The sequence below is a fragment of the Mycobacterium fragae genome (genome assembly GCF_002102185.1).
In the GTDB taxonomy this organism is placed as follows: domain Bacteria; phylum Actinomycetota; class Actinomycetes; order Mycobacteriales; family Mycobacteriaceae; genus Mycobacterium; species Mycobacterium fragae.
This window is the reverse complement of the sequence record NZ_LQOW01000028.1, coordinates 325284-347090: the sequence shown is the minus strand read 5'-3', so window position 1 is coordinate 347090 and position 21807 is coordinate 325284. Positions and strand designations below refer to the sequence as shown.

Below are 21807 nucleotides of genomic sequence, written 5' to 3'. Positions count from 1 at the left end.
GACCCACCCCAGCCCCCCGGCCGGCCGCACCGCCGCGCGAGCCGAGCGCAGGCCAACATCGCCGGAGACGCCGTCGGGCGCGGGAACCACCCGGATGCGCGCCGCCGGGCCGGCCGAGCCTCGAGAGCCGACGACGACGCGCTTTTCCGCACAGAAGAACGCTGCGCCCGGCCCCACACCCGGCCGCGAACGCCCGCCGAGGACGTCGGCTCGCACGACGGGGCCACAACCCGCCCGCGGCGAAGATCGCGAAATCGAGTCGTGGCTCAGCGAGCTGCGTCGACCCAAGACGGGTGAGCATGCGGTCGAACCGCGCGAGCCGAACACCGCCCCGCCGCCGGTCGAGCCCTCCGACGAGGAGCCGGCCACCACCGCCATCCCGTCCGGGCCGCAGGAGGCGAACGACCCCGAGGTCGCGACCGAGAAGCTCAATGCCCGCGCACGAAAGGGCACCGACGACGATCGCAAACCTCCACGCCGCGGCGGCGGCGGGCTGAGCGCCCAGGACTTGCTCCGCCGCGAAGGACGCTACTGACTGGCCTCTGGCTCGGCCTCGACGTTGTCGGGTTCGGCCTCGATGCGCGGCCCGCTTTCTTCGGTTTCCGCCGCCGCCTCCGCGGCCGCATCCGGTGCCAGCAACGCGCGTATCGCCCGGTCGGCGAACGCGATAGCCGGGACGGCCAGCAACGCGCCGACGATCCCGGCAAGGACACCGCCTGACGTGATACCCACTACGACTGCCAGCGGATGGATGGATACCGCGCGGCCCATCACGAGCGGTTGCAGGACGTGCGCCTCCAACTGGTTGACCCCGATGAGAACTCCGAGCGTGATCAGCGCGTAGATCCAGCCCTTCGCGATCAGCGCGACCACCACCGCCACGAATCCACTGACCACTGCACCGACCAATGGGATGAATGCGCCGAGAAAAACCAGAGAAGCCAGCGGCAGAGCTAGCGGCACACTCATGATCGCCAGGCCGGTACCGACACCAACCGCATCCACCAACGCCACCAGGAACGTCGCCCGCACATAACCGATCAATGACCGAAACCCGGCGATGCCGGCTTGGTGGACCTTGTCGCGCACCTCGCTCGGGAAGATCTTGACCACGAATTGCCAGATGTTGCGGCCGCCGTAGAGGAAGAAGATCACCGTGAACAGGACGACGAACGCACCGGTGACGATCTCTGTGACGGTGGTGGCCGTCGACAGCGCGCCGCTGGTCAGTTTGGACTGATTCTTTTGCAGCATGTCGGTCACGGTGTTGCCGATGTTGTTGACCTGCGCCCGACTCAGATGCGGCGGTCCCTCGACGAGCCACTTGCGGGTCGAGTCGATCAAGCGGGTTACCTGGGTCACCAGCCCCGGCAACCCGTCGATGAATTGGCTGACGACGAAGGCCAGGATCCCGCCGATCGCCGCAAACCCGGTCAGCAACAACAGGAACACCGCAAGACCGCGGTGCACGCCATGCCGGTCCAGCCAGTCCACACCGGGTAACAGCAGCGCTGAGAGCAACAGCGCTATCGCCACCGGGACGAAAACCACCTCGAGGCGCTTGATCACCCCAAGCACTGCTACCAGGGCGACCCCTAAAAGCAACAGTCGCCACGTCCACGCCGCGGCCTTGCGCACGAGGGGGTGAACGGACTGGTCTTCCAGGGCCGACATTCCGGTAGCGTAACCGCCGGCGCGGGTCCTACCGCCCCGAAAACGGCGACGCGGCGCGCCAGGAAGCCACGATCGCCATGCCGACTGCACAGCTACCCTAAAGCACGTGTCTCACGACGCGCCGGCCAGAAACGTCAACGGTCACCGGGAAGCGCCCGCCCGCGGCAAGTACTGGTGGGTCCGGTGGGTGATCCTGGGCATCGTCGCGATCGTGCTGGCGGTCGAGGTGGCACTGGTCTGGGATCAGCTGGCCAAGGCGGCCAAGAGCCTCTATTCGGCGAAATGGTGGTGGCTGCTGGCCGCGGTGGCGGCGGCCGCGGTCTTGATGCACAGCTTCGGCCAGGTCCAGCGGACGCTGCTGGCGTCCGCCGGGGTGCGCGTCAAACAACTGCGGTCCGAAGCCGCCTTCTACGCGGCGAACTCGTTGAGCACCACGCTGCCCGGTGGTCCAGTGCTGGCAGCAACGTTTTTGCTTCGTCAGCAACGACTTTGGGGCGCATCGACGCTTGTCGCGTCGTGGCAGCTGGTGATGTCGGGTGTGCTGCAGGCCGTTGGGCTGGCGCTGCTGGGTCTGGGCGGCGCGTTCTTCCTCGGCGCGACGAACAACCCGTTCTCGTTGCTGTTCACGCTCGGCGGCTTCGTCGCATTGCTGCTGCTCGCTCAGGCGGTGGCGTCGCGACCGGAACTGATCGACGGGATCGGGTGCCGAGTTTTGTCCTGGGTCAACTCGATTCGCGGCAGGCCGGCCGACGTCGGGCTGGCGAAGTGGCGCGAGATTCTAGGGCAGCTGGAGTCGGTGAGCCTCAGCCGCCGCGACTTGGCGTTGGCGTTCAGTTGGTCACTTGTAAATCGGTTCGCCGATGTCGCCTGCCTCGGGTTCGCCGCGTATGCGGCCGGCAATCACGCGTCGATCGGCGGGTTGACGGTCGCCTGTGCGGCCGCCCGCGCGGTCGGGACGATACCGCTGATGCCCGGCGGCCTGTTGGTCGTTGAGGCGGTGCTGGTGCCCGGCTTGGTGTCCAGCGGCATGTCGTTGCCCGGTGCCATCTCGACGATGTTGATCTACCGACTGATCAGCTGGTTGCTGCTCGCTGCTGTCGGCTGGGTGGTGTTCTTCTTCATGTTCCGCACCGAGAACGAGGTCGATCCCGAGGCCCTGGAGGACGACGCCGAGCCCGAAGCGACGGAACCGGCGGACCGGACAGCCGAAAACAGCAGCAACGCTGCTGGGCCCGCAGATCCCGCAGACGCCGCGCTGCAAGGTCCCCTGCCGCCGCCCGATCCGCCCCCGGGCCGGGCCGAGTTCAACGGCGAGACGACTACTTAACTACTTGACGGCGGTTATCGGCGATGCCGCGGACGGGCCCGGCGCAGGTCCCGTTCCTGCTGGCGGGGCCGCCGGTGCAGCGGGCAGTCCACCCGGCAGTCCACCCGGTAGTCCACCCTGACCCTGCGCCGCTTGCACGAAACCGAGCGCCTGCGGAAGCGAGATCGGCAATTTGCACTTGGTCCCCAGCCCCGCCAGCGGCTGCGCCAACGTCTGCAGGTCGCCTGCCACCTTCGGGTTGGCGTCGAAATAGCTCTTCAGCGAGTTGACCGATTGAGGTCCCGCCGGCTGCTGCAAGGCGTTGGTCATCGCTTGGTTGGTCTCCGGGTGCTGGTCGAGGTAATCCCCCGCGGATTTGGCGACGGTGCTGATCGTCTTGGCCATCTCACTGGCAGCGCAGGGGTCGGACGACCCCACCGCCGACGGCGCGGCCAGCGCCAGCATCACACCGCCACCGAGGGCGGTGGCGGTCAAGACGCCCAGAAGCCGACGGCGCAGCGTCGCGCTGCTCCCGGTCGTGGAAGTCATCGATACTCCTTATGGTTTGCGAACTTCGGCACGCCTCGCAAAACAGCGGTAGTGGGATTGGCGGGCTCACGCCCACCGGACATCCTGCCATCCCGTCCGGCGCAGCCGCCAATTCAGCGCGCTGGGAACCTGCTGTCAGACTTGCCTCAGCCGTTGATCGTTGCCGAGTCGTTGCAGCTCAGGGACCAGTAAGCCGCCTCGCCGCACAGCTTGCTGCGGTAGGCTCACCTGCACGCAAAGTGCGGTGGTGACCGCAAGACAACTTAAGTGCGGGGAGACCAAAATCCAGCAGTTAATGATGCGCCTGTCCAGCAACCTGCGCAGATTCCGCTGGCTGGTCTTCACAGGTTGGGTGCTCGCACTGATACCCGCGATCTATCTGACGGTGACCCAGTCGGGTCATCTCACCGGCGGCGGCTTCGAGGTGGCGGGGTCCCAATCGCTGCGCGTTCATGACGAGCTCGAGGCACACTACCCCGACCAGGGCACGTCGCCGCTGGCGCTGGTGGCGGCGCCGCGCGCGGATGCCAGCTACGAGGACATGAACGCGGCTGCCGCGTTTCTGCAGCAGGTCGCCGGGCAGGTCCCCGACGTGGCGGTGGTGCCCAACCCGGCCGAGCGACCGCCGCAGCCGGACCGGCCGTATGTGGTGTCGCTGCGGCTGGACTCCAACAACAACAGCGCCAGCGACGCCGCCAAGAAGCTGCGGAGCAAGGTCGGTGTCCATGGCGACCGGCCGGGGCAGATGCAAGACGGCAGGGTCCGGCTGTACGTCATCGGCCAGGGTGCGCTGTCCACGGCCGCGGCGGCCAACACCAAACACGACATCGCCTCGGCAGAAAAATGGAACCTTCCGATCATCCTGATCGTGTTGCTGGCGGTGTTCGGTTCGCTTGCCGCCGCGGCCATCCCGCTCGCGCTCGGCATCTGCACCGTCGCTATCACGATGGGTCTGGTCTACCTGCTGTCGGCCTACACCACGATGTCGGTGTTCGTCACGTCAACGGTGTCGATGTTCGGCATTGCGCTCGCCGTCGACTATTCGCTGTTCATTCTGATGCGCTTCCGCGAGGAATTGCGCGCCGGACGTCAGCCGCAGGAGGCGGTCGATGGGGCGATGGCGACGTCGGGGCTTGCCGTGGTGTTGTCCGGGATGACCGTCGTCGCCTCGCTCACCGGGATCTACCTGATCCACACTCCGGCGCTGGCGTCGATGGCCACCGGCGCCATTCTGGCGGTCGCGGTGGCGATGCTGACCTCGACGACGATGACGCCGGCCGTGCTGGCCACGTTCGGCCGCGCGGCCGCCAAGAGATCGGCGGTGCTGCACTGGTCGCGACGGCCCGAGAGCACCCAGTCGCGGTTCTGGACCCATTGGATCGGTTGGGTGATGCGCAGGCCTTGGGTCTCGGCGCTGGCGGCATCGGCATTCCTGATCGTCATGGCGGCGCCGGCGCTGTCGATGGTGCTGGGCAACAGCCTGCTACGGCAGTTCGACTCGGCGCATGAGATTCGCAGCGGGGTGTCCGCGGCGGCCGAAGCGCTGGGGCCCGGCGCGATGGGGCCGGTGCAGGTGCTGGTGACCTTCCCGGACGCCGGCGCGTCATCCGCGGAGCATGCTCAGGCATTGGACGCCATCCGCGCCGAGATGGCACGGGCACCCGACATCGTCACGGTGGCGCCGCCGGTGTTCGCCGACGACAACAGCAGCGCAATGCTTTCCGCGGTACTGTCGGTGGACCCCGAGGATCTGGGCGCGCGCAACACGATCAACTGGATGCGGGCCCACCTGCCGCAGGTCGACGGCGCCGGCTCGGCGCACGTGGATGTCGGTGGACCGACCGCACTGATCAAAGACTTCGACGACCGCGTGTCGAAGACCGAACCGCTGGTTTTGGTCTTCGTCGCGCTGATTGCCTTTGTGATGCTGCTGATCTCGATTCAGTCGGTGTTCTTGGCGTTCAAGGGCGTGCTGATGACGGTGCTGTCGGTGGCCGCGGCCTACGGCAGCTTGGTGATGGTCTTCCAGTGGGGCTGGCTGGAAAAACTGGGGTTCGCGCCGATCAGCTCCATCGACAGCACGGTCCCGCCGCTGGTGCTGGCCATGACCTTCGGCCTGTCGATGGACTACGAGATCTTCCTGCTGACCCGCATCCGGGAACGTTTTCTGCAGACGGGCCACACCCGTGACGCGGTGGCCTACGGGGTGAGCACCAGCGCGCGCACCATCACCAGCGCGGCACTGATCATGATCGCGGTGTTCATCGGGTTCGCATTCGCCGGTATGCCGCTGGTGGCCGAAATCGGGGTGGCGTGCGCGGTCGCGATCGCCGTGGACGCCACGGTGGTGCGGCTGGTGATGGTCCCCGCCCTGATGGCGATGTTCGCCCAATGGAACTGGTGGCTACCGGCGTGGCTGCACCGCATCCTGCCGTCGGTTGACTTCGAAAAGCCCTTGCCCACAGTCGATCTCGGCGATGTCGTGATGATTCCCGACGACATCTCCGCACCGGTGGTGCCGAGCGCCGATCTGCGGATGGTGCTGAAGTCTGCGGCACGGCTCAAGCGCCTTGTCCCAGACGCGATTACCGTGACCGACCCGTTGGCTTTCACCGGATGCGGACGAAACGGCACCCTGCGACGGGTCAAGGACGACGACGACACGCAGCGCTTGTCGGTGGCCGGGACGGTTGCGGCTCCCTCGGGCAACGGCCAGTCGAAGGCCAGGAAGATCGTCGGTGGGTTGTCGTCGCGTAACGGGGCAGGCCGCAGTGCACCGCGCGCGGTGCGGCCAGTGCATCCGGTCACCCTGTGGCGTGGCCGGCTGTCGCTCGCCCTGGACGCGCTGGAAACCGAAGCCGAAACCGACCAACCCAGATTCGAGCGGCGTAGCCCGGTGGAAACCACTCATGTGCAATTGCCGACCGGTGACCGGCTGCGCATCCCGACCGGTGCCGAGACGCTGCGCCTCAAGGGCTACCTGATCATGTGCCGCAACAGCAGCCGCGACTACGCAGAATTTGCTGAGTTGGTCGACGCGATGGATGCTGAAACGGCTGCGGTGGTGCTGGCCGGGATGGATAGGTATTACTGTTGTCAACCACCTAAACGACAATGGATCGCTACCCAGTTGGTTCGTCGGCTTGCGGACCCGCATCCGTCTGACCTCGAGGACGAGCAAGAGCCCGAGCCGGATGCGAAGAAAGACTGGGAGGAAGTCAGGCAGCGCTGCCTGTCGGTTGCGGTGGCGATGCTGGAGGAGGCGAGGTGACGTTGGCAGCGGACCGACGCCCCGGACCGGCGTCGAATCAATCGCCAGCCCGCCCCCACCCCGGCGATCGTCCCGTGGAGTTCTGGCCGACCGCGGCCATCCGGGCGGCGCTGGAAGGCGGCGACATCGCCACCTGGAAGCAGATCGCGGTTGCGATCAAACGCGACCCTTACGGGCGCACGGCACGCCAAGTGGAAGAGGTCCTGGAAAAAGCCCGGCCCTACGGGATATCCAAGGCCCTCGCGGAAGTGCTGGACCGCGCCCGCGAACACCTGGAGGCCAACGAACGTGCCGAAGTGGCCCGCCACGTGCAGTTGCTGATGGAACGGTCGGGGCTTGGGCAGCGGGAATTCGCGTCGAGGATCGGCGTGCCCGTCGGGGACCTGGCCGCCTACCTCGACGGCAAGGTCAGCCCGTCCGCGTCGTTGATGATCCGGATGCGTCGGCTCTCTGATCGCTTCGCCAAGGCCAGGTCCCAGCGCGCGCCGCAGCGGCCACCCGGCAGCCGCTGATGACCCGTCACCCCGATGATGCGACGCTGCGGCGCATCCTGACCGAGACCCGCAGCATCGCGGTGGTCGGCGCGTCCGCCAAGCCGAGCCGGCCGAGCCACGAGATCTACTCCTACCTCGTTTCGACCGGTGACTACCAGGTGTATCCGGTCAACCCGACAATCGCCGAGATCGACGGCGTGCCAGTGTATCCGCGGCTTGCCGACTTACCGGTGGTGCCCGATATGGTCGACGTATTCCGGCGATTCGACCAGTTGCCGTCGGTGCTGGCTGACACCCTCGCTCTAGGGCGACTGCCGAAAACCCTGTGGCTGCAGCAGGGTTTGTGGCATGAGCAGGTGGGTCGCGACGCCGAGTCGGCGGGAATGCAGGTCGTGATGGATCGCTGCCTGATGGTCGCGCACGCGCGCTTGCTGTGAGCTCGCGCGGCGAGCCGCCGCGCCCGGCTGCGCCGCGCTAGCGATCGCCGCTACCGGGAGTTGATCGGCGCCACTTCCAAGACCATCCACCGGTCGCTGCGTTTGGTCAGCGCGACCCGCAATGCCAGCACGCTGCGGCTGGACGGCCGGCCGGGTTCGTTCTGAGTGGCGCGCAGGATCACCGCCACGCTGGCCGCCGACGGCCCGATCGCCTCGACACCGGCTTCCAGTGTCGACGCCTCGGCGCTGACGTTCCGCTTCACCAGATCCGATGTGGCCTTGGCCAATTGGTCCTTGAACGCATTCGCCTGGTCGGGCACCATCATCGCCGCGGCCCGGTCCCACGACGCGGCAGGATGTTGCGGGGAGAACGTGGCCGTCGCCTCTGCCATCCCGGTGGCAATCTGCACCACCTCTGACGCGTCACTCTTCAGCGTGCGGTCGGGCGTCGTCCAATGCGTGTACCCGACCAGCACCGCAGCCACCAGGGCAATCACACACAAGCCGACCACGGCCAGCCGCAGGCCGGGCGCGTCGTCGTCGGTGCCGACGGTCACCGAATCACGGCGCAGCAGAATGAAATTGACCGCCATGCCTTCGACGATCAGCAGTACCGCCACCGAGCAGATCGACACCCACCACAGCGGCCAGCGGAGAATCACCCCGATCATCAGCAGCGCCCCGATCGCGAGCAACGGCGTGGCGATGTCGAACGCCAGTACCCGCCACGCGTTTCTCATCGAATCGACTCGAGCCGCGAGACCATCAGCTTGCCGTCCACGTCGGACACACCCAGCCGCAGGTTCCAATGCACGATCTGCGGCTTGCCGCCGACGTTCTCACTCACCGACGTGGCGACCACCATCACGTTGTCGGTACGCGCGGCGAGCGAGTCCGGCAGCTGTTCAGGCGCGGGCCGGTGGGTACCGGGCTGGGCGTCCAGGTCGTGGCGCACGGTTTCGATTGCCACCGCCTCGATCCGTCCGCTGCTCTTCGATTTCAGCCGCTGCACCACTTGCTGATAGGGCTGCACAGCGGAGTCGAAATCGGCGTTCAGCTCCCCGACGGTGCCGTCGTGCAGCCGCTGCAGGCTGGCGTTGACGTTTTCGGCATTCATATTGATCAGCACCTCGGTCCAGTCGACGGCGGCCTGCAGGACCCGGCTCTGGTAGCGGCGCTCATCGATGTCGCCGCGGTGCGTCGACCAAATCACCAGACCCAGCGCGATCGCCGCGACCGAGAGCGCCCCGAGCACAGTCGACGCGATGCCGTAGGCGGAGAAGATCGGGCCGCCCGAGTCTTCGGGCGTCGCCGCTTCATCACGCTCGTCGGCCGCCGGTTCGGTCTGCTCCTCGGGCATGGCCGTGAGGGTAACCCGGCAGGTGATGGTAAGGATGGTGGGGTGACGGAAACAGCAACCCGCTCGGGCATCGACCTCAGCCATGTCGACGCCGGTACCCGCCCCCAAGACGATCTGTTCGGTCATGTCAACGGCCGCTGGCTCGCCGAGTACGAGATACCCGCCGACCGCGCCGCCGACGGCGCCTTCCGGGTGCTGTTCGACCGGGCCGAGGCCCAGGTCCGTGACCTGATCACGGAGGTCAGCGAGAGCGCCGGGGAGTCTGTGGCGCCCGGCACCGACGAACAACGCATCGGCGACCTGTACGCCAGCTTCCTCGACGAGGACGCCGTCGAACGCCGGGGGGTGCAGCCGCTGCTCGACGAACTCGCGGCGATCGACGACGCCGCTGACCCCGACGCTCTGGCCGTCGCCGTCGGCGCCCTGCAACGCACCGGGGTGGGTGGCGGCGTCCGGGTGTATGTCGACACCGACGAGAAAAACTCGACCCGCTATCTGCTGCACGCCAACCAATCGGGCCTCGGACTGCCCGACGAGTCCTACTACCGCGACGAGCAGCACGCCCAGCTGCTGGCCGGCTACCCGGATCACATCGCGCGGATGTTCGCGCTCGTCTACGGCGGCGACCCGGCCGACCATGGGCAGGCCGCGGCTCGCATCGTCGCACTGGAATCCAAGCTGGCCGCCGCGCACTGGGATGTGGTCAAACGCCGCGACGCCGACCTCACGTACAACTTGCGCACGTTCGCCGACCTGCAGACCGATGCGCGGGGTTTCGACTGGGCCGGCTGGGTCGGGGCGCTGGGCAGCACACCGGATGCGGTCGCCGAACTCGTTGTGCGCCAACCGGATTACCTAACCGCGTTCGCGACGTTGTGGCGCAGCGAGGATTTCGACGACTGGAAGCTGTGGGCGCGCTGGCGGCTGATTCACTCTCGCGCCGGGATACTCACCGACGCGCTGGTCGCCGAGGACTTCGCGTTCTACGGCCGCGCGCTGACGGGTGCCGAGCAGATTCGCGAGCGCTGGAAGCGGGGGGTGGCGCTGGTCGAGAGCATGCTGGGCGACGCCGTCGGAAAGCTGTATGTCCAGCGGTATTTTCCGCCGGAGGCCAAGGCCCGCATCGATGCCCTGGTTGCCAACCTGCGTGAAGCGTATCGGGTCAGCATCGAAAGCCTGGACTGGATGACGCCGGAGACGCGACAGCGCGCGCTGGTCAAGCTGGACAAGTTCACTGCGAAGGTCGCCTATCCGGAGAAGTGGCGCGACTACTCGGCGCTGGTGATCGACCGCGACGACCTCTACGGCAACTACCAACGGGGTTACGCGGTCAACCACGACCGGGAGTTGGCCAAGCTGGGCGGCCCCGTCGACCGCGACGAATGGTTCATGACACCGCAGACCGTCAACGCCTACTACAACCCGGGTATGAACGAAATCGTCTTCCCGGCAGCGATTTTGCAGCCACCGTTCTTCGATCCTGACGCCGATGACGCGGCCAACTACGGCGGAATCGGCGCGGTGATCGGACACGAAATCGGGCACGGCTTCGACGACCAGGGCGCCAAATACGACGGCGAGGGGAACCTGGTCGACTGGTGGACCGACGAGGATCGCGCCGAGTTCGGCGCCCGCACCAAGGCGCTGATCGAGCAGTACGACGTCTACACGCCGCGCGAGCTCGATAATGGCCACCACGTGAACGGCGCATTCACCGTCGGCGAGAACATCGGCGACCTGGGCGGCCTGTCGATCGCGTTGCTGGCCTACCAGCTCTCGCTGGGTGGCCGCCCCGCTCCGGTCATCGACGGGCTCACCGGAGTGCAGCGGGTGTTCTTCGGCTGGGCCCAGGTGTGGCGCGCCAAGTCACGCGAGGCCGAGACCATCCGGCGGCTGGCCGTCGACCCGCATTCCCCCGCCGAGTTCCGCTGCAACGGCGTGATCCGGAACATCGACGCCTTCTATGAAGCGTTCGGCGTCGACGAGAGCGACGCGCTCTACCTGGAGCCGCAGCGCCGGGTCAGGATCTGGAACTAGCCGCGGCAGCTACAGCTGCCAGTCGTTGGAGCCGTCGTTCTTGCTGTAGGTGCCTGTCGAGTTCTTCACCACGATGGGGTCGCCGCTGCCGAAGTTGTCGAAGAACCACTTGGCGTTGCTCGGGCTGATGTTGATGCACCCGTGGCTGACGTCGCGTTTGCCCTGATCGGCTATCGACCACGGCGCGCTGTGCACAAAGTCGCCGCTGTTGTCGAACTGGACCGCATCCTGCACGGTCACCTTGTACCCGTACGTCGAGTTGACCGGAACCCCGTACGTCGAGGAATCCATTACCACCGTGGCCTTCTTGTCGAGCACGTAGTAGGTGCCGTTCGGGGTTTGGTGGCCGCCCGCCGACATGCCCATCGACATCGGGATGGTCTTCTCCACGGTGCCGTTTCGGGTGACGGTCATCTGATGCGTGGCGTCGTCAGCGGTGGCCACCAGCGCGTCGCCGGTCATGAAGTCTGACGTGGTGCCCGCGGCGTCGATGTGCACCGCGGTGTGGGCTGGCCAGAAGTTGATCGGGCGCCACCGCACCTGGGTCGGTGTCATCCAGTAGAACTTGCCGGGCACCGGCGGGTTCGACGAGATGTGGATCGCCTGCTCGGCCATCGGCTGGTCGGCGATCGGCCGCTGGAAGTTGATGATGATGGGCTTGCCCACACCCACCGTCGACCCATTAGCCGGGTTGAACGAGGGCGGCAGGAACGGCGGTTCGCCGGTGAACGGCGCCGGGTTCTGCCCGGCCGCCGGTCCGGCCGGCGCGGACGCCGGAGCCGCTCCGGGCGGCGCCAACGGGTCTGCCGGCGGTGGCGGAGGCGCACCGGGGATGCCCGGCGGCGGGGGCGGCGGTGCCGCCAGCGGGTCCGCCGGAGGAGGCGGTGGCGCGGGGGCCGGTGGCGCCGGTGGGGGCGCGGGATCCACGACCGCCGGACCGGGCGGCGGCGGTGGCTGGTCCGGGTCGGCCAGCGCCGAACCGTTGCCAAGCGTCAGCACGGCGGCCGTTCCGACTGTGCCGAGCGCGGCGACGAGAGGACTCCTCGTCCATCGCGACATATGCATCCCTCCAGTCACGTTTCCCGACCAGTGTGGCATAGCGCTGAGACCAGCTTGGGCCTCGGCCGTCGCGGTACGGCCCGCGTGGCCGCGGGTCCCACAGCGCTGACCTGCGGTGTTGCTCGTGACGCGGGCCGGCAATATTAGGGCTGGCCGATGGTCGGCACGTCGAACAGCTGCCGCCTGGCGGTCATCCCCGCCGCTGCCGCGCCGATCAGCACCACCGATGCGGCCAGCATCGCCAGCACGCTTTTCTCGACGAGCACGCCGCCGCCCAACGATCCGGCCATGATGCCGATCTGGAAGGCCGTCATGTAGAGACCGGACGCGCCGTCGGGGTCGTCGGCTCCGGCGCGCATCGCCGCCGCCTGCAGCATCGGGGACACCGCGTTCGCGGTGGCCCCCCACAGCCCGATGGCGGCGGTGCCGATCACAACGCTCGCCGTGGTCCGCGCGCTGCCCACCTCCAGCGCGGTCAGCACGACGAACGTCGCCAACAGTCCGCCCATGCAGCTGATGACCGCCGCCCTTGGCCGATGGTCAAGCGGTCGGGCGACCAGCGGCAGCACCAGCAGGCCCGCCAAACCGTAGGCGGCCAACACCGAGGCCAGGTTGGGTCCGCGCACCCCGACGACGTCGCGGATGATCACCGCGATGTAGGTGTAGGAGATGGAGTGGCCGGTGACGGCGATCATCGTGAGCAGGCTCACCGTGACCAACCGCCGGTTGCGGTGATGACCGGCCCCGGGTCCGACGAACGCCAGCTGGTCGTCGGTCAACTCGAGTACCGGCAGCACCGCCCAGGCCGCCAGGGTGATCGCCGCGGCCGCGATCGTGATGCACCCGACCGCCATCCGCCAGCTCGACAGAAAGCTGATCGCGGCCGTTGCCGGGATCCCGACCACGCCCGACAGGCTGATGCCGACGTAGATCATCGTCGTCGCGCGTCCGGAGTGGCTGGCCGGCACCAGGCGGGTGGCGATCGGCGCCAGGACCGACAACATCAGGCCGTGGGTTATCGCCGAAAGCACCCGGCCGCCGGCCAGTACGACGAAGTTGGGCGCCAGCGCGGAGATGAGCTGCGAGACGGTCAGGCAGCCCAGGGAGAGCATCAGCGCCCGGCGCCGCGGCCAGTGCGCGGTCCACCGCACCAGCGGAATCGTCGCCAGCGCCACCACCAGGGCGTACCAGGCCAGCAAGGTCCCGACCATGAGCACGCTGACGTGGAGGTCCCGGGCGATCACCGGCAGCGCACCCACCGGAAAGATCTCGGCGGTGACGCAGATGAAGGCCGCCGCGGCCAGCACCGCCAACTGCACCGCGACCCGCGGCGTCCAGGGTCCGCTGCGAGCGGCTACGTCCCCGCCAGTCCATCGGCGGCGCAATCGCGCTGCTCCCTCGGCACGAGCTGGCCCCACGGCCCCTACTCAACCATGCGATGCGCTCATCCGTTAACCGTCACCAGCGGACGAGTCCGGTCTCGATCGTCAGGAGCGGACGAGCCGTGCAATCGCCGCGGAGGCTTCGGCGAGCTTCTCGTCGGCCTCGTTGCCGCCCTCGGCCACCGCTCGGGTGACGCAGTGTCCGAGGTGCTCGTCAAGCAGGTTCAACGCCACCGACCGCAGCGCGCTGTTGGCGGCGCTGATCTGCGTGAGGACGTCGATGCAGTACTTATCGTCCTCGATCATCTTCGCGATGCCACGCACCTGGCCCTCGATGCGCCGCAGGCGTTTGGCGTAGTTGTCCTTCTGCGACGAGTATCCGTGTGCCGGTGTCATCTACTCTCCAACGTCGTGATCGTTTGATCCAGCTTATTGTCGATCTCGGCTCGAGCGCTTTCAACGGCGCCCCGAGCCGTGTCGTCATGCCGCCAGGCTACCTCATACCCCACCGGGGTATATAAATGAATTTTGGCGGGCACAACCGGCACGCGCATACTTGGGCCGTGCCCCAGAACAAGCCCGAAACCCCCGATCTCAAACCCCGCAGCCGCGACGTCACCGACGGTCTCGAGAAAGCCGCCGCGCGTGGCATGCTGCGCGCGGTAGGCATGGATGACGACGACTTCGCCAAGCCGCAGATCGGGGTGGCGTCGTCGTGGAACGAGATCACGCCCTGCAACCTGTCTTTGGACCGGCTGGCCAAAGCGGTCAAGGACGGCGTGTTTGCCGCCGGCGGCTATCCGCTTGAGTTCGCGACGATTTCGGTCTCGGACGGTATCTCGATGGGCCATGAGGGCATGCACTTCTCGCTGGTGTCGCGCGAGCTGATCGCCGACAGCGTGGAGACCGTGATGCAAGCCGAACGATTCGACGGCATGCTGCTGCTGGCTGGCTGCGACAAGTCGCTGCCCGGAATGCTGATGGCCGCCGCGCGGCTGGATTTGGCGGCGGTGTTCCTCTACGCCGGCACCATCCTGCCGGGGCGCGCCAAGCTGTCCGACGGCAGCGAGCGTGAGGTCACGATCATCGACGCCTTCGAGGCGGTCGGCGCGTGTGCCCGCGGGCTGATGCCGCGCGAGGACGTCGACGCCATCGAGCGTGCCATCTGTCCCGGCGAAGGCGCGTGCGGTGGCATGTACACGGCCAACACCATGGCCAGCGCCGCTGAGGCACTGGGCATGTCGCTGCCCGGAAGTGCGGCACCACCCGCGACGGATCGCCGCCGCGATGCCTTCGCCAGGCACAGTGGAGAAGCCGTTGTCGAACTGCTGCGCCGCGGCATCACCGCACGCGACATTCTCACCAAGGAGGCGTTCGAGAACGCGATCGCAGTGGTGATGGCGTTCGGCGGCTCCACCAATGCCGTGCTGCATTTGTTGGCGATCGCTTACGAGGCCAATGTCAAGCTGTCACTGGACGATTTCAGCCGAATCGGCGCACGGGTGCCACATCTTGCTGACGTCAAGCCCTTCGGCCGGCATGTGATGCTCGACGTGGATCGCACCGGCGGTGTCCCGGTGGTGATGAAAGCGCTACTGGATGCCGGCCTGCTGCATGGGGACTGCTTGACGGTGAGCGGGCAGACCGTGGCCGACAACCTCGCGCACCTCACCCCACCCGATCCAGACGGCAAGGTGCTGCGGGCTTTTGCCAATCCCATCCATCCCACCGGCGGCATCACTATCTTGCACGGGTCGCTGGCGCCGGAGGGCGCGGTGGTGAAGACAGCGGGTTTCGACAACGACGTGTTCGAAGGCACCGCAAGGGTTTTCGACCGGGAGCGGGCCGCCTTGGACGCGCTCGAAGACGGCACCATCACAGCCGGCGACGCGGTGGTGATCCGCTACGAAGGACCTAAGGGCGGTCCGGGCATGCGCGAGATGCTGGCCATCACGGGCGCCATCAAGGGCGCCGGCCTCGGCAAGGATGTGTTGCTGTTGACCGATGGTCGGTTCTCCGGCGGCACTACCGGCCTGTGCGTGGGCCACATTGCACCCGAAGCGGTCGACGGTGGGCCGATCGCCTTCCTGCGCGACGGCGACCGAGTCCGCCTCGACGTCGCCAACAGCACGTTGGACGTGCTGGTTGACGACGACGAGTTCGCGTCCCGCCGTGCGGGTTTCACGCCGTTGCCGCCGCGCTACACGACGGGTGTACTGGCCAAGTACGTCAAGTTAGTGGGTTCGGCCGCCATCGGAGCGGTCTGCACATAACGTTGGCCACGACATACCACTCCCGGCCGGCTGGTCCGGCCGGGTTCGAGGCGAGTTCGCGCCTGGGCCGGCTATGCGTGCTTTGCTTCGGCGCTACGCGCGCGCATGCCGAAGTACATCGCGTTCAAGCCCAGTACGGTCAGCACCGCGCCTGCGATGACGTTCGACCAGATCATGCCGCCGTGCGGCGAGACACCGTGAATGACCCACGGCGAGACGATGAACCACACGCCGAGGCACGGAAGCGTCCACGTCATGCCGTGACTGCGGTCCAGTGCCATCGCGTATCCGAACGCCAACGCCACGCAGACGAGTCCGACGATGAGATCGCTGACAGCAAGCGCCCTCGTTCCCTGGAATCCGACAACCCACGGCGAAATGGCCGCGTAAACCGCCGTCAGCAGCGTCAGGCCGAAGGTGCCCTGTGCGGTCATCGACTCGGCAGCGCGCTCATACCGTGCCCGCAGAGCCAACAAATCCGGGTGGTGATCGATTGATGAATGGACTGTGCTCATTTTGTGACCTTTCTGTTATGCAGCAAGCCTTTTGGGCTCCCTGCAACCCATCCACCTTTTCCCAGATTACGCTCGCCAGCGTGGTGCCAGCAACGAAGCTCGGGTGTCCCCGAGGCGACAGAAAGGTGCGCTATGGACATCGCTGACCGACTCCAGCTCGACGTTCCGATAGGTCAGGCCGGAATGGGCGGCGGGCTGGCCGGCGCGAAGCTGGCCGGCGCCGTCGCCAAGGCGGGCGGACTGGGCACCCTGGGTTTGACGTCACCCGGTCAACTGCGGGCCGCGATAGATCAAGTGCGCGCCGAGGCCCCCGATCGCGCGGTCGCGGTCAACCTGTTGATGCCCTTCGCGCGTCGCAGCCATGTTGCGGTGTGCGTCGATGCGCGCGTCGACGTTGTCGTGGTGGCTTTCGGCGGCGATCGCGGCATCGTCGAACGCCTGCGCGACGCAGGGATTTTCGTCTTCGTCATGGTCGGCACCGAGGCGCAGGCACGCCAGGCAATCGGCTGGGGCGCCGACGGTTTGATCGCACAGGGACGCGAGGCCGGAGGCCATCTCGTCGGAACCATGCCGGCTCTCGACTTTCTGCCGCAGGCCCGGGCCGTTGCCGGTGCGCGCCCGGTGTTCCTTGCCGGGGGAATCGCAACCGGCGCCGACACGCGCGCGGCACTCGACGCGGGAGCCACCGGCGTCATCGCCGGAACACGGTTTCTGCTGACCCACGAGGCCAACGCTCACCCGGAGTATCAACGACGAATCCTCAACGCAGACAAGACACTGGAAACCACGCTGTTCGGCCTGAGCTGGCCGCTTCGGCACCGAGTCGTGCCCAACGCCGCCACGCAGAAATGGTGCCGCGACGACGGCACGGCCAAAGCACTGCCTACTGCCCTCAACGCGGCCAGCCGCTGGCTGGCGGTGCTGGGGTATTTCGACGCAGGCGCACTCATCCGGGTGCAATCGCCAGCCCTGCCGGTATTCACACCGCTGGCGCCGCTGAACGGCATGCCGAATTCGTCAGTGGACTCCGGCGCACTCTATGCGGGTGAGACCGTGCTGCGGATCGGCGAAATCATTTCGGCGCAGCAAGCTGTCGTGGACCTGACGCCCTGACGCTCACTTCACCAACGCCAGCGCGAACCCGTCCCAGTGCTTCGCCCCAACCGTCTGAAGGACCGCGGTATCAAGGCGCGGATGCTCGCCCATCAGTTCCAGCGTGCGCCGGGTCGCGCCCAACACGTCGTCGGCGCCCGGTGACAAAACTCCGCCATCACGAATGACGTTGTCCACCACGATAACTGAGCCCGGCTCGGTCAGCCGGACCGCCCACTCGAGGTAGCCGACGTTGTTTTCCTTGTCGGCGTCGATGAATACCAGGTCGAACGGGCCGGTCACCGTCGGCAGTGTCTCCAACGCAGGGCCGACCAGCACCTCCACCCGGTCGCCGAACCCGGCGCGAGCGATATTGGCCCGCGCGACTTCTGCGTGCCTGGGCTCATATTCCAGCGTCACGACGCTCCCGTCGGGGCCGGCGCCGCGGGCCAGCCAAATGGTGCTGAATCCGCCCAGCGTGCCGATCTCCAAAATCCGATGCGCCCCCATGGCGGCGGCCAACAGGCACAGGAACTTGCCTTGTTGGGCCGACACCGCGATCCGCGGCAGCCCGGCCGCCTCGCTGGCCTCCAGCGCAGCGGACAACACCGGATCGTCACCGACGACGGTGGCGTCCAAAAACGCGTCAACATCTTGCGGACTCGGCTTTTGGGTCATGACGCCACGCTAGCCCGGCGCTCGTCGTCTCAAAGAAGGGCTTTACCCCATACCCCTAGGGGGTATATGCTACAGTTGTAGTTGTCCGCAGGGAGCCCTCAGTTCGGAGGTCCCCAGACTAGATAGGTGGAGTCGATGGCAAACGAGGCAGGGACAGTACTCACCTGCGGCCACGAAGGTTGTGGCTGCCGCGTGCGCATCGAGGTCGAATGCCATTGCGCTGACGCGGACCACCCGTATCGGTGCACATGCGGCGACGAAATGGTTGCCGTCGGCTAGCGATGCCTCTCACGGGCCGGCCGGTCAGCGTCCGAAGACGCGGCCGGCCAGCTCGACTTTGGCGGTCAGGTCCAGCGCCGCCGCCGACGCTCCCACCGCCACGTCGTGGCTGCCCTCGGTGATTCGCCAGGCACCGACCGCGTCGTCGTAGCGGGCCAGCAGCCGTGGCTCCGCCTCGATGGTCACCCGGCGAGACTCGCCCGGCTGGAGTTCGATCCGCTCGAATCCGAGCAACCGCAACCGCCGCTCGCCCGGCGCCGCGGTGAGGTACAGCTGTGGGACGTCGGCACCGGCGCGATCGCCGGAGTTGACCACGGTGAAGCTGGCGGTGATGGTGTCGCCGCCGGTGACGGCGAGGTCGCGATGTTCAAAGGCGGTATAGGACAAGCCATGGCCGAACGCGAACATCGGTGTGTGGCCCTGCCTCGCGAACCAGCGGTAGCCGACCTCGGCGCCTTCGGTGTAGTGGATGGTTGAGGCGGTACCCCACGGGACGCCCAAGCCCGGCAGCTGCGGGCGGGGCGTCTGGGCGAGATCAACCGGGAAGGTGATCGGCAGCCGGCCCGACGGATTCACCCGTCCGGCAATGACTTCCGCGATCGCCTGACCGCCGGCCTGGCCCGGGTACCAGGCTTGGACGATCGCGTTGACCGCGCCGCGCCAGGGCATTGCGACCGGGTTGCCGGTCTCCAATACCACGACGGTGTTCGGGTTCGCCTGCGCCACCGCGGCAATGACCGCGTCCTGACCCCACGGCAACGACAGGTCGGCGCTGTCGAAGCCCTCGCCCTCCACCCGGATCGCGCATACGATCGCGACATCCGCGTCTCGCGCCGCCAGCACCGCCTCTGCCGGGCTGACGCCGGGGTCGAATTCCACCCCTGCGTTCGGCAGCTGCTTTCTCAGTTCGGTTACCGGCGACGAAGGCAACAGGCACAGTTCGCGCAGGCCACCCGGCCACCCGATCGGGAACACCGCGGCATAACCCCGGGGCGGAACCACGGCGCTCGACCCGCAGCCGGCCGGCACACCAATCTGCGCACACCCGCCGATGACCGCGATGCGCGCGGTTGACTCAGCCGAAAGCGGCAACACGCCATCGTTTTTCAACAAGACGATACCTTGGCGGGCGATCTGCAACGCGATCCGATGGTGTGCGGCCAGATCCGGCTGGGGTGCGGTGTCCCACTGGTCGACGCCCACGGCGAAGATCGATCGCAAGATTCGGCGCACCATGTCCGACAAGCGCTGTCGGGACAGCTTCCCGTCGGCGTACGCGGCCTTGAGCGGGTCGGTGAACGCCTCTGACTGCCAGAACAAGCCGTCGATCTGCGCACCAGATTCCTGGTCCAGGCCCTTGAGGGCGTACTCCCAGCTCGGCGTCGAGCCCCAGTCGGACATCACCCAGCCGCGGTATCCCCACGCGACTTTCAACACGTCGTTGAGCAGCAGGGCGTTTCCCGCGGCGGACTCGCCGTTGACCTTGTTGTACGCCGCCATCACTGCACCCGGCTGTGATCGCTCGATGGCGATTTCGAAAGCCAGCAAGTCGGATTCGCGATGTTCGGTTGGGTCGATGACGGCGTCGAGCCAATGGCGGTTGGTTTCATTGCAGTTCAGCGAGTAATGCTTGATCGTCGAGATGACGCCTTGCTGCTGGATGCCGTTGATCGACTCTGCCGCCATCGCGGCGCTCAAAAGTGGGTCCTCGGAGAGGTATTCGAAGTTGCGGCCGTTGCGGGGGTCGCGGGCAAGGTTGATACCGCCGGCCAGTTGCACGTTGAATCCGCGGCTGCGCGCCTCCCGCCCGATCGCTTCTCCTCCCGCGCGGGCGAGCGCCGGGTCGAAGCCGGCCGCCAGCGCCAGACCGGCGGGTAGTGCGGTCGCGGTGTCGCCCGGCCGGTAACCGGGATTGGTTACGCCGAGACCGGCGTCGCTCATCAACAGCGCGGGCACTCCGAGGCGCGGGACGCCGGGAACATAGCCGGCGCACATGGGAACGTCAGGCGGTATGCGCGCATCCCGAAACGGCAACCACTTGTTCACGCCCATCACGCTGACGAGCAACGAGAACCGCTCCTCGTCGGTCATCTGCATCTCGACGTCGCGGGCACGGGTATCGGGGTCGGTCACCGCACGCCCTCCTTCGCGTAAACCACCCGCAGCACATGCCCGACTTCCGGCCCCATCACCAACTCGGCCAGGGTGCACAGGGTGTCGACGTATCGGGGTCCATGCGGCGGCTGGTCCTCGCAGAGGTGGTGCGCGATTTCGTGCAACACCACCAGCTCGCGCATCGCCCAGTCGGCTGTGGTCAGGTCTGGTACGGCGATAATGCCTGTGCCGTCGCGGTTTTCGTAGTGCGCAGCGGTGGAAGCCCGTCGAGCCCGCACCGTCAGCGGCGGAACCGAGGGCCACTTCCGTCGGACCGCGGGTAGCGCCAGCACCTCGTCGACGTAGCGCTGCACCGCCGGGACCGAACCGAACCGCGCCTCGGGCGGCAGCGTCAACTGGGCGCCGAAGAATTCGACGCTGCGAGACGCATGTTCGGCGGCACGTTCGAACAGTGTCCGGACGAATTCCTCGGCGGCGTAGACCTTCGAGCGCTGCGTGTCTCGGGCAGCAGGTTCGCCGGCGGTCACCGCTCCAGCGCGCTCCGCGCTGCCGAGAGCTCCGGACCGTGTCCCAGCCGGGCCCGCTTGCCGGCTCGATCCCCGGCCCGTCGAGCCGCCGACGAATATCCGGCAGACGCGGAAACTGCCCGCCAGGTGCCGCGCGCCTTCGACTCGCTGCGGTAGTAATCGCGCAGTTCGATCTCCTTGTCGCGCAAGGCGATAGCGGTCCCCGGGGGACGACGACGGTCGTTCTTCGCCTCTCGCTGGGTTTGCTCTCGCGCCTCGGCCAACCGCTGTCCGATCCGTGCGCCGAACGCCAGCTGAAAATTCAGCCGGGCGGTGATCGTCGGAGTGGGCCGGTGCGCGCCGGAAGCGATGTAGGCGTCCGACGCGCGCACCATCTGCACCACCAGACTCGCATACAGCGCATGACTGGCATCGATGTCCTCGGCGAACCCGTAGGCGTAGACGAATGTGGAGTTGGACGCCACGTCGCATTGGACGTCGTTGGCGTGGGCGATGACCACGAACAGTTGCACGTAGGTGCGCAGCCCTTTTGTGCCGGCCTCGCCGATGGTGATGGTGCGCTGGATCGGGGTCTGCGCGGGTGTGCGCTTGTCCGCATGCGAGCGGGCCACGGCCAAGTCGATGGAGGTGGCGGTGGCCAGCCGCTGCGCGGCTGCCATGAATGCCTCCGCCTCATGGACGTTGTCGGTGCCCTCGGCCTGACGCAACAGGGCCGCGATGCGCGCCAGCATCTTGTCGTCGGTCATGGCACCAAACTAA

At 67.2% G+C, this 21807-nt stretch carries 20 protein-coding genes and 1 pseudogene; 9 read left to right on the top strand and 12 right to left on the bottom strand.

What is annotated here, in order from left to right; genetic code table 11:
• Nucleotides 1-535: pseudogene (locus tag AWC06_RS23330) on the top strand (hypothetical protein); the annotation flags it as partial.
• On the opposite strand, the gene AWC06_RS18435 reads toward AWC06_RS23330, so the two are convergent.
• On the bottom strand, nucleotides 529-1674 hold the full coding sequence (locus AWC06_RS18435; protein ID WP_085199420.1) for an AI-2E family transporter: 1146 nt from the start codon (nucleotides 1672-1674) through the stop codon (nucleotides 529-531). The pseudogene AWC06_RS23330 and the gene AWC06_RS18435 sit on opposite strands and share 7 nt — an antisense overlap.
• Before the next feature lie 106 nt (nucleotides 1675-1780).
• Between AWC06_RS18435 and AWC06_RS18430 the strand changes: the two genes are divergently transcribed.
• Nucleotides 1781-3001, top strand: coding sequence for a lysylphosphatidylglycerol synthase transmembrane domain-containing protein (locus AWC06_RS18430; protein WP_085199419.1), 1221 nt, complete (start codon nucleotides 1781-1783; stop codon nucleotides 2999-3001).
• Here the strand turns inward: AWC06_RS18430 and AWC06_RS18425 are convergent, their stop codons facing one another.
• A complete protein-coding gene (locus AWC06_RS18425; RefSeq protein WP_085199418.1) occupies nucleotides 3002-3529 on the bottom strand; it encodes a hemophore in 528 nt (175 codons plus the stop codon).
• 295 nt (nucleotides 3530-3824) lie between these two features.
• Here AWC06_RS18425 and AWC06_RS18420 point away from each other — a divergent pair, with 295 nt between their 5' ends.
• The 3 genes from AWC06_RS18420 to AWC06_RS18410 are packed head-to-tail and all read left to right on the top strand — an operon-like array spanning nucleotide 3825 to nucleotide 7731.
• Nucleotides 3825-6800, top strand: coding sequence for an MMPL family transporter (locus tag AWC06_RS18420; RefSeq protein ID WP_085199417.1), 2976 nt, complete (start codon nucleotides 3825-3827; stop codon nucleotides 6798-6800).
• The gene (locus AWC06_RS18415; protein WP_085199416.1) at nucleotides 6797-7312 is read left to right on the top strand and encodes a helix-turn-helix domain-containing protein; all 516 of its coding nucleotides are present in this window, start codon (nucleotides 6797-6799) and stop codon (nucleotides 7310-7312) included. Before AWC06_RS18420 ends, AWC06_RS18415 begins: the two co-directional genes overlap by 4 nt.
• The gene (locus tag AWC06_RS18410) at nucleotides 7312-7731 is read left to right on the top strand and encodes a CoA-binding protein (protein ID WP_085199415.1); all 420 of its coding nucleotides are present in this window, start codon (nucleotides 7312-7314) and stop codon (nucleotides 7729-7731) included. Before AWC06_RS18415 ends, AWC06_RS18410 begins: the two co-directional genes overlap by 1 nt.
• Before the next feature lie 50 nt (nucleotides 7732-7781).
• Here the strand turns inward: AWC06_RS18410 and AWC06_RS18405 are convergent, their stop codons facing one another.
• Both AWC06_RS18405 and AWC06_RS18400 read right to left on the bottom strand, forming a co-directional pair.
• The gene (locus AWC06_RS18405) at nucleotides 7782-8471 is read right to left on the bottom strand and encodes a hypothetical protein (RefSeq protein WP_085199414.1); all 690 of its coding nucleotides are present in this window, start codon (nucleotides 8469-8471) and stop codon (nucleotides 7782-7784) included.
• Nucleotides 8468-9091: a hypothetical protein gene (locus AWC06_RS18400; protein ID WP_085199413.1), complete on the bottom strand. Its 624-nt coding sequence runs from the start codon at nucleotides 9089-9091 to the stop codon at nucleotides 8468-8470. The genes AWC06_RS18405 and AWC06_RS18400 overlap by 4 nt, the downstream gene beginning before the upstream one ends.
• Before the next feature lie 42 nt (nucleotides 9092-9133).
• On the opposite strand from AWC06_RS18400, the gene AWC06_RS18395 reads away from it, so the two are divergent.
• Nucleotides 9134-11128, top strand: a complete 1995-nt coding sequence (locus tag AWC06_RS18395) for a M13 family metallopeptidase (RefSeq protein WP_085199412.1) — start codon at nucleotides 9134-9136, stop codon at nucleotides 11126-11128.
• Nucleotides 11129-11137: 9 nt separating this feature from the next.
• Here the strand turns inward: AWC06_RS18395 and AWC06_RS18390 are convergent, their stop codons facing one another.
• The 3 genes from AWC06_RS18390 to ricR all read right to left on the bottom strand — a co-directional run bounded on the left by AWC06_RS18390 (nucleotide 11138) and on the right by ricR (nucleotide 13965).
• Nucleotides 11138-12187, bottom strand: a complete 1050-nt coding sequence (locus AWC06_RS18390; protein WP_085199411.1) for a L,D-transpeptidase — start codon at nucleotides 12185-12187, stop codon at nucleotides 11138-11140.
• 143 nt (nucleotides 12188-12330) lie between these two features.
• Nucleotides 12331-13572 (bottom strand): MFS transporter, encoded by a 1242-nt coding sequence (locus AWC06_RS18385; RefSeq protein WP_085199468.1) that lies wholly within the window; start codon nucleotides 13570-13572, stop codon nucleotides 12331-12333.
• A 102-nt stretch (nucleotides 13573-13674) separates the two neighbouring features.
• A complete protein-coding gene (gene ricR / locus AWC06_RS18380) occupies nucleotides 13675-13965 on the bottom strand; it encodes a copper-sensing transcriptional repressor RicR (RefSeq protein ID WP_085199410.1) in 291 nt (96 codons plus the stop codon).
• Nucleotides 13966-14132: 167 nt separating this feature from the next.
• On the opposite strand from ricR, the gene ilvD reads away from it, so the two are divergent.
• Entirely contained in the window at nucleotides 14133-15842 is a 1710-nt protein-coding gene (gene ilvD / locus AWC06_RS18375; protein WP_085199409.1) for a dihydroxy-acid dehydratase, read from the top strand.
• Between the two features lie 71 nt (nucleotides 15843-15913).
• Here the strand turns inward: ilvD and AWC06_RS18370 are convergent, their stop codons facing one another.
• Nucleotides 15914-16357 carry an SPW repeat protein gene (locus AWC06_RS18370; RefSeq protein ID WP_085199408.1) on the bottom strand — a complete coding sequence of 148 codons (444 nt, stop codon included), beginning with the start codon at nucleotides 16355-16357 and terminating at the stop codon, nucleotides 15914-15916.
• Between the two features lie 132 nt (nucleotides 16358-16489).
• Between AWC06_RS18370 and AWC06_RS18365 the strand changes: the two genes are divergently transcribed.
• On the top strand, nucleotides 16490-17470 hold the full coding sequence (locus AWC06_RS18365) for an NAD(P)H-dependent flavin oxidoreductase (RefSeq protein ID WP_085199407.1): 981 nt from the start codon (nucleotides 16490-16492) through the stop codon (nucleotides 17468-17470).
• 3 nt (nucleotides 17471-17473) lie between these two features.
• Here AWC06_RS18365 and AWC06_RS18360 read toward each other — a convergent pair whose 3' ends face one another.
• Nucleotides 17474-18127 (bottom strand): O-methyltransferase, encoded by a 654-nt coding sequence (locus tag AWC06_RS18360; RefSeq protein ID WP_085199406.1) that lies wholly within the window; start codon nucleotides 18125-18127, stop codon nucleotides 17474-17476.
• A 135-nt stretch (nucleotides 18128-18262) separates the two neighbouring features.
• Between AWC06_RS18360 and mymT the strand changes: the two genes are divergently transcribed.
• Nucleotides 18263-18406 (top strand): copper-binding metallothionein MymT, encoded by a 144-nt coding sequence (mymT, locus tag AWC06_RS18355; RefSeq protein ID WP_085199467.1) that lies wholly within the window; start codon nucleotides 18263-18265, stop codon nucleotides 18404-18406.
• Between the two features lie 24 nt (nucleotides 18407-18430).
• Here the strand turns inward: mymT and AWC06_RS18350 are convergent, their stop codons facing one another.
• The 3 genes from AWC06_RS18350 to AWC06_RS18340 are packed head-to-tail and all read right to left on the bottom strand — an operon-like array spanning nucleotide 18431 to nucleotide 21794.
• The gene (locus AWC06_RS18350) at nucleotides 18431-20539 is read right to left on the bottom strand and encodes a beta-glucosidase (RefSeq protein ID WP_211281990.1); all 2109 of its coding nucleotides are present in this window, start codon (nucleotides 20537-20539) and stop codon (nucleotides 18431-18433) included.
• Complete coding sequence (locus AWC06_RS18345; RefSeq protein ID WP_085199405.1) at nucleotides 20536-21048, bottom strand: TIGR04338 family metallohydrolase; 513 nt, start codon at nucleotides 21046-21048, stop codon at nucleotides 20536-20538. The genes AWC06_RS18350 and AWC06_RS18345 overlap by 4 nt, the downstream gene beginning before the upstream one ends.
• Nucleotides 21045-21794: a DUF2786 domain-containing protein gene (locus AWC06_RS18340; RefSeq protein WP_085199404.1), complete on the bottom strand. Its 750-nt coding sequence runs from the start codon at nucleotides 21792-21794 to the stop codon at nucleotides 21045-21047. The genes AWC06_RS18345 and AWC06_RS18340 overlap by 4 nt, the downstream gene beginning before the upstream one ends.
• Nucleotides 21795-21807 lie beyond the last annotated feature (13 nt).

Coding starts and splice junctions, on each gene's coding strand:
- AWC06_RS18435 (WP_085199420.1), bottom strand. CDS start 1,674: ATGTCGGCCCTGGAAGACCAGTCCGTTCACCCCCTCGTGCGCAAGGCC.
- AWC06_RS18425 (WP_085199418.1), bottom strand. CDS start 3,529: ATGACTTCCACGACCGGGAGCAGCGCGACGCTGCGCCGTCGGCTTCTG.
- AWC06_RS18420 (WP_085199417.1), top strand. CDS start 3,825: ATGATGCGCCTGTCCAGCAACCTGCGCAGATTCCGCTGGCTGGTCTTC.
- AWC06_RS18410 (WP_085199415.1), top strand. CDS start 7,312: ATGACCCGTCACCCCGATGATGCGACGCTGCGGCGCATCCTGACCGAG.
- AWC06_RS18405 (WP_085199414.1), bottom strand. CDS start 8,471: ATGAGAAACGCGTGGCGGGTACTGGCGTTCGACATCGCCACGCCGTTG.
- AWC06_RS18400 (WP_085199413.1), bottom strand. CDS start 9,091: ATGCCCGAGGAGCAGACCGAACCGGCGGCCGACGAGCGTGATGAAGCG.
- AWC06_RS18390 (WP_085199411.1), bottom strand. CDS start 12,187: ATGTCGCGATGGACGAGGAGTCCTCTCGTCGCCGCGCTCGGCACAGTC.
- ricR (WP_085199410.1), bottom strand. CDS start 13,965: ATGACACCGGCACACGGATACTCGTCGCAGAAGGACAACTACGCCAAA.
- AWC06_RS18370 (WP_085199408.1), bottom strand. CDS start 16,357: ATGAGCACAGTCCATTCATCAATCGATCACCACCCGGATTTGTTGGCT.
- AWC06_RS18365 (WP_085199407.1), top strand. CDS start 16,490: ATGGACATCGCTGACCGACTCCAGCTCGACGTTCCGATAGGTCAGGCC.
- AWC06_RS18360 (WP_085199406.1), bottom strand. CDS start 18,127: ATGACCCAAAAGCCGAGTCCGCAAGATGTTGACGCGTTTTTGGACGCC.
- mymT (WP_085199467.1), top strand. CDS start 18,263: ATGGCAAACGAGGCAGGGACAGTACTCACCTGCGGCCACGAAGGTTGT.
- AWC06_RS18340 (WP_085199404.1), bottom strand. CDS start 21,794: ATGACCGACGACAAGATGCTGGCGCGCATCGCGGCCCTGTTGCGTCAG.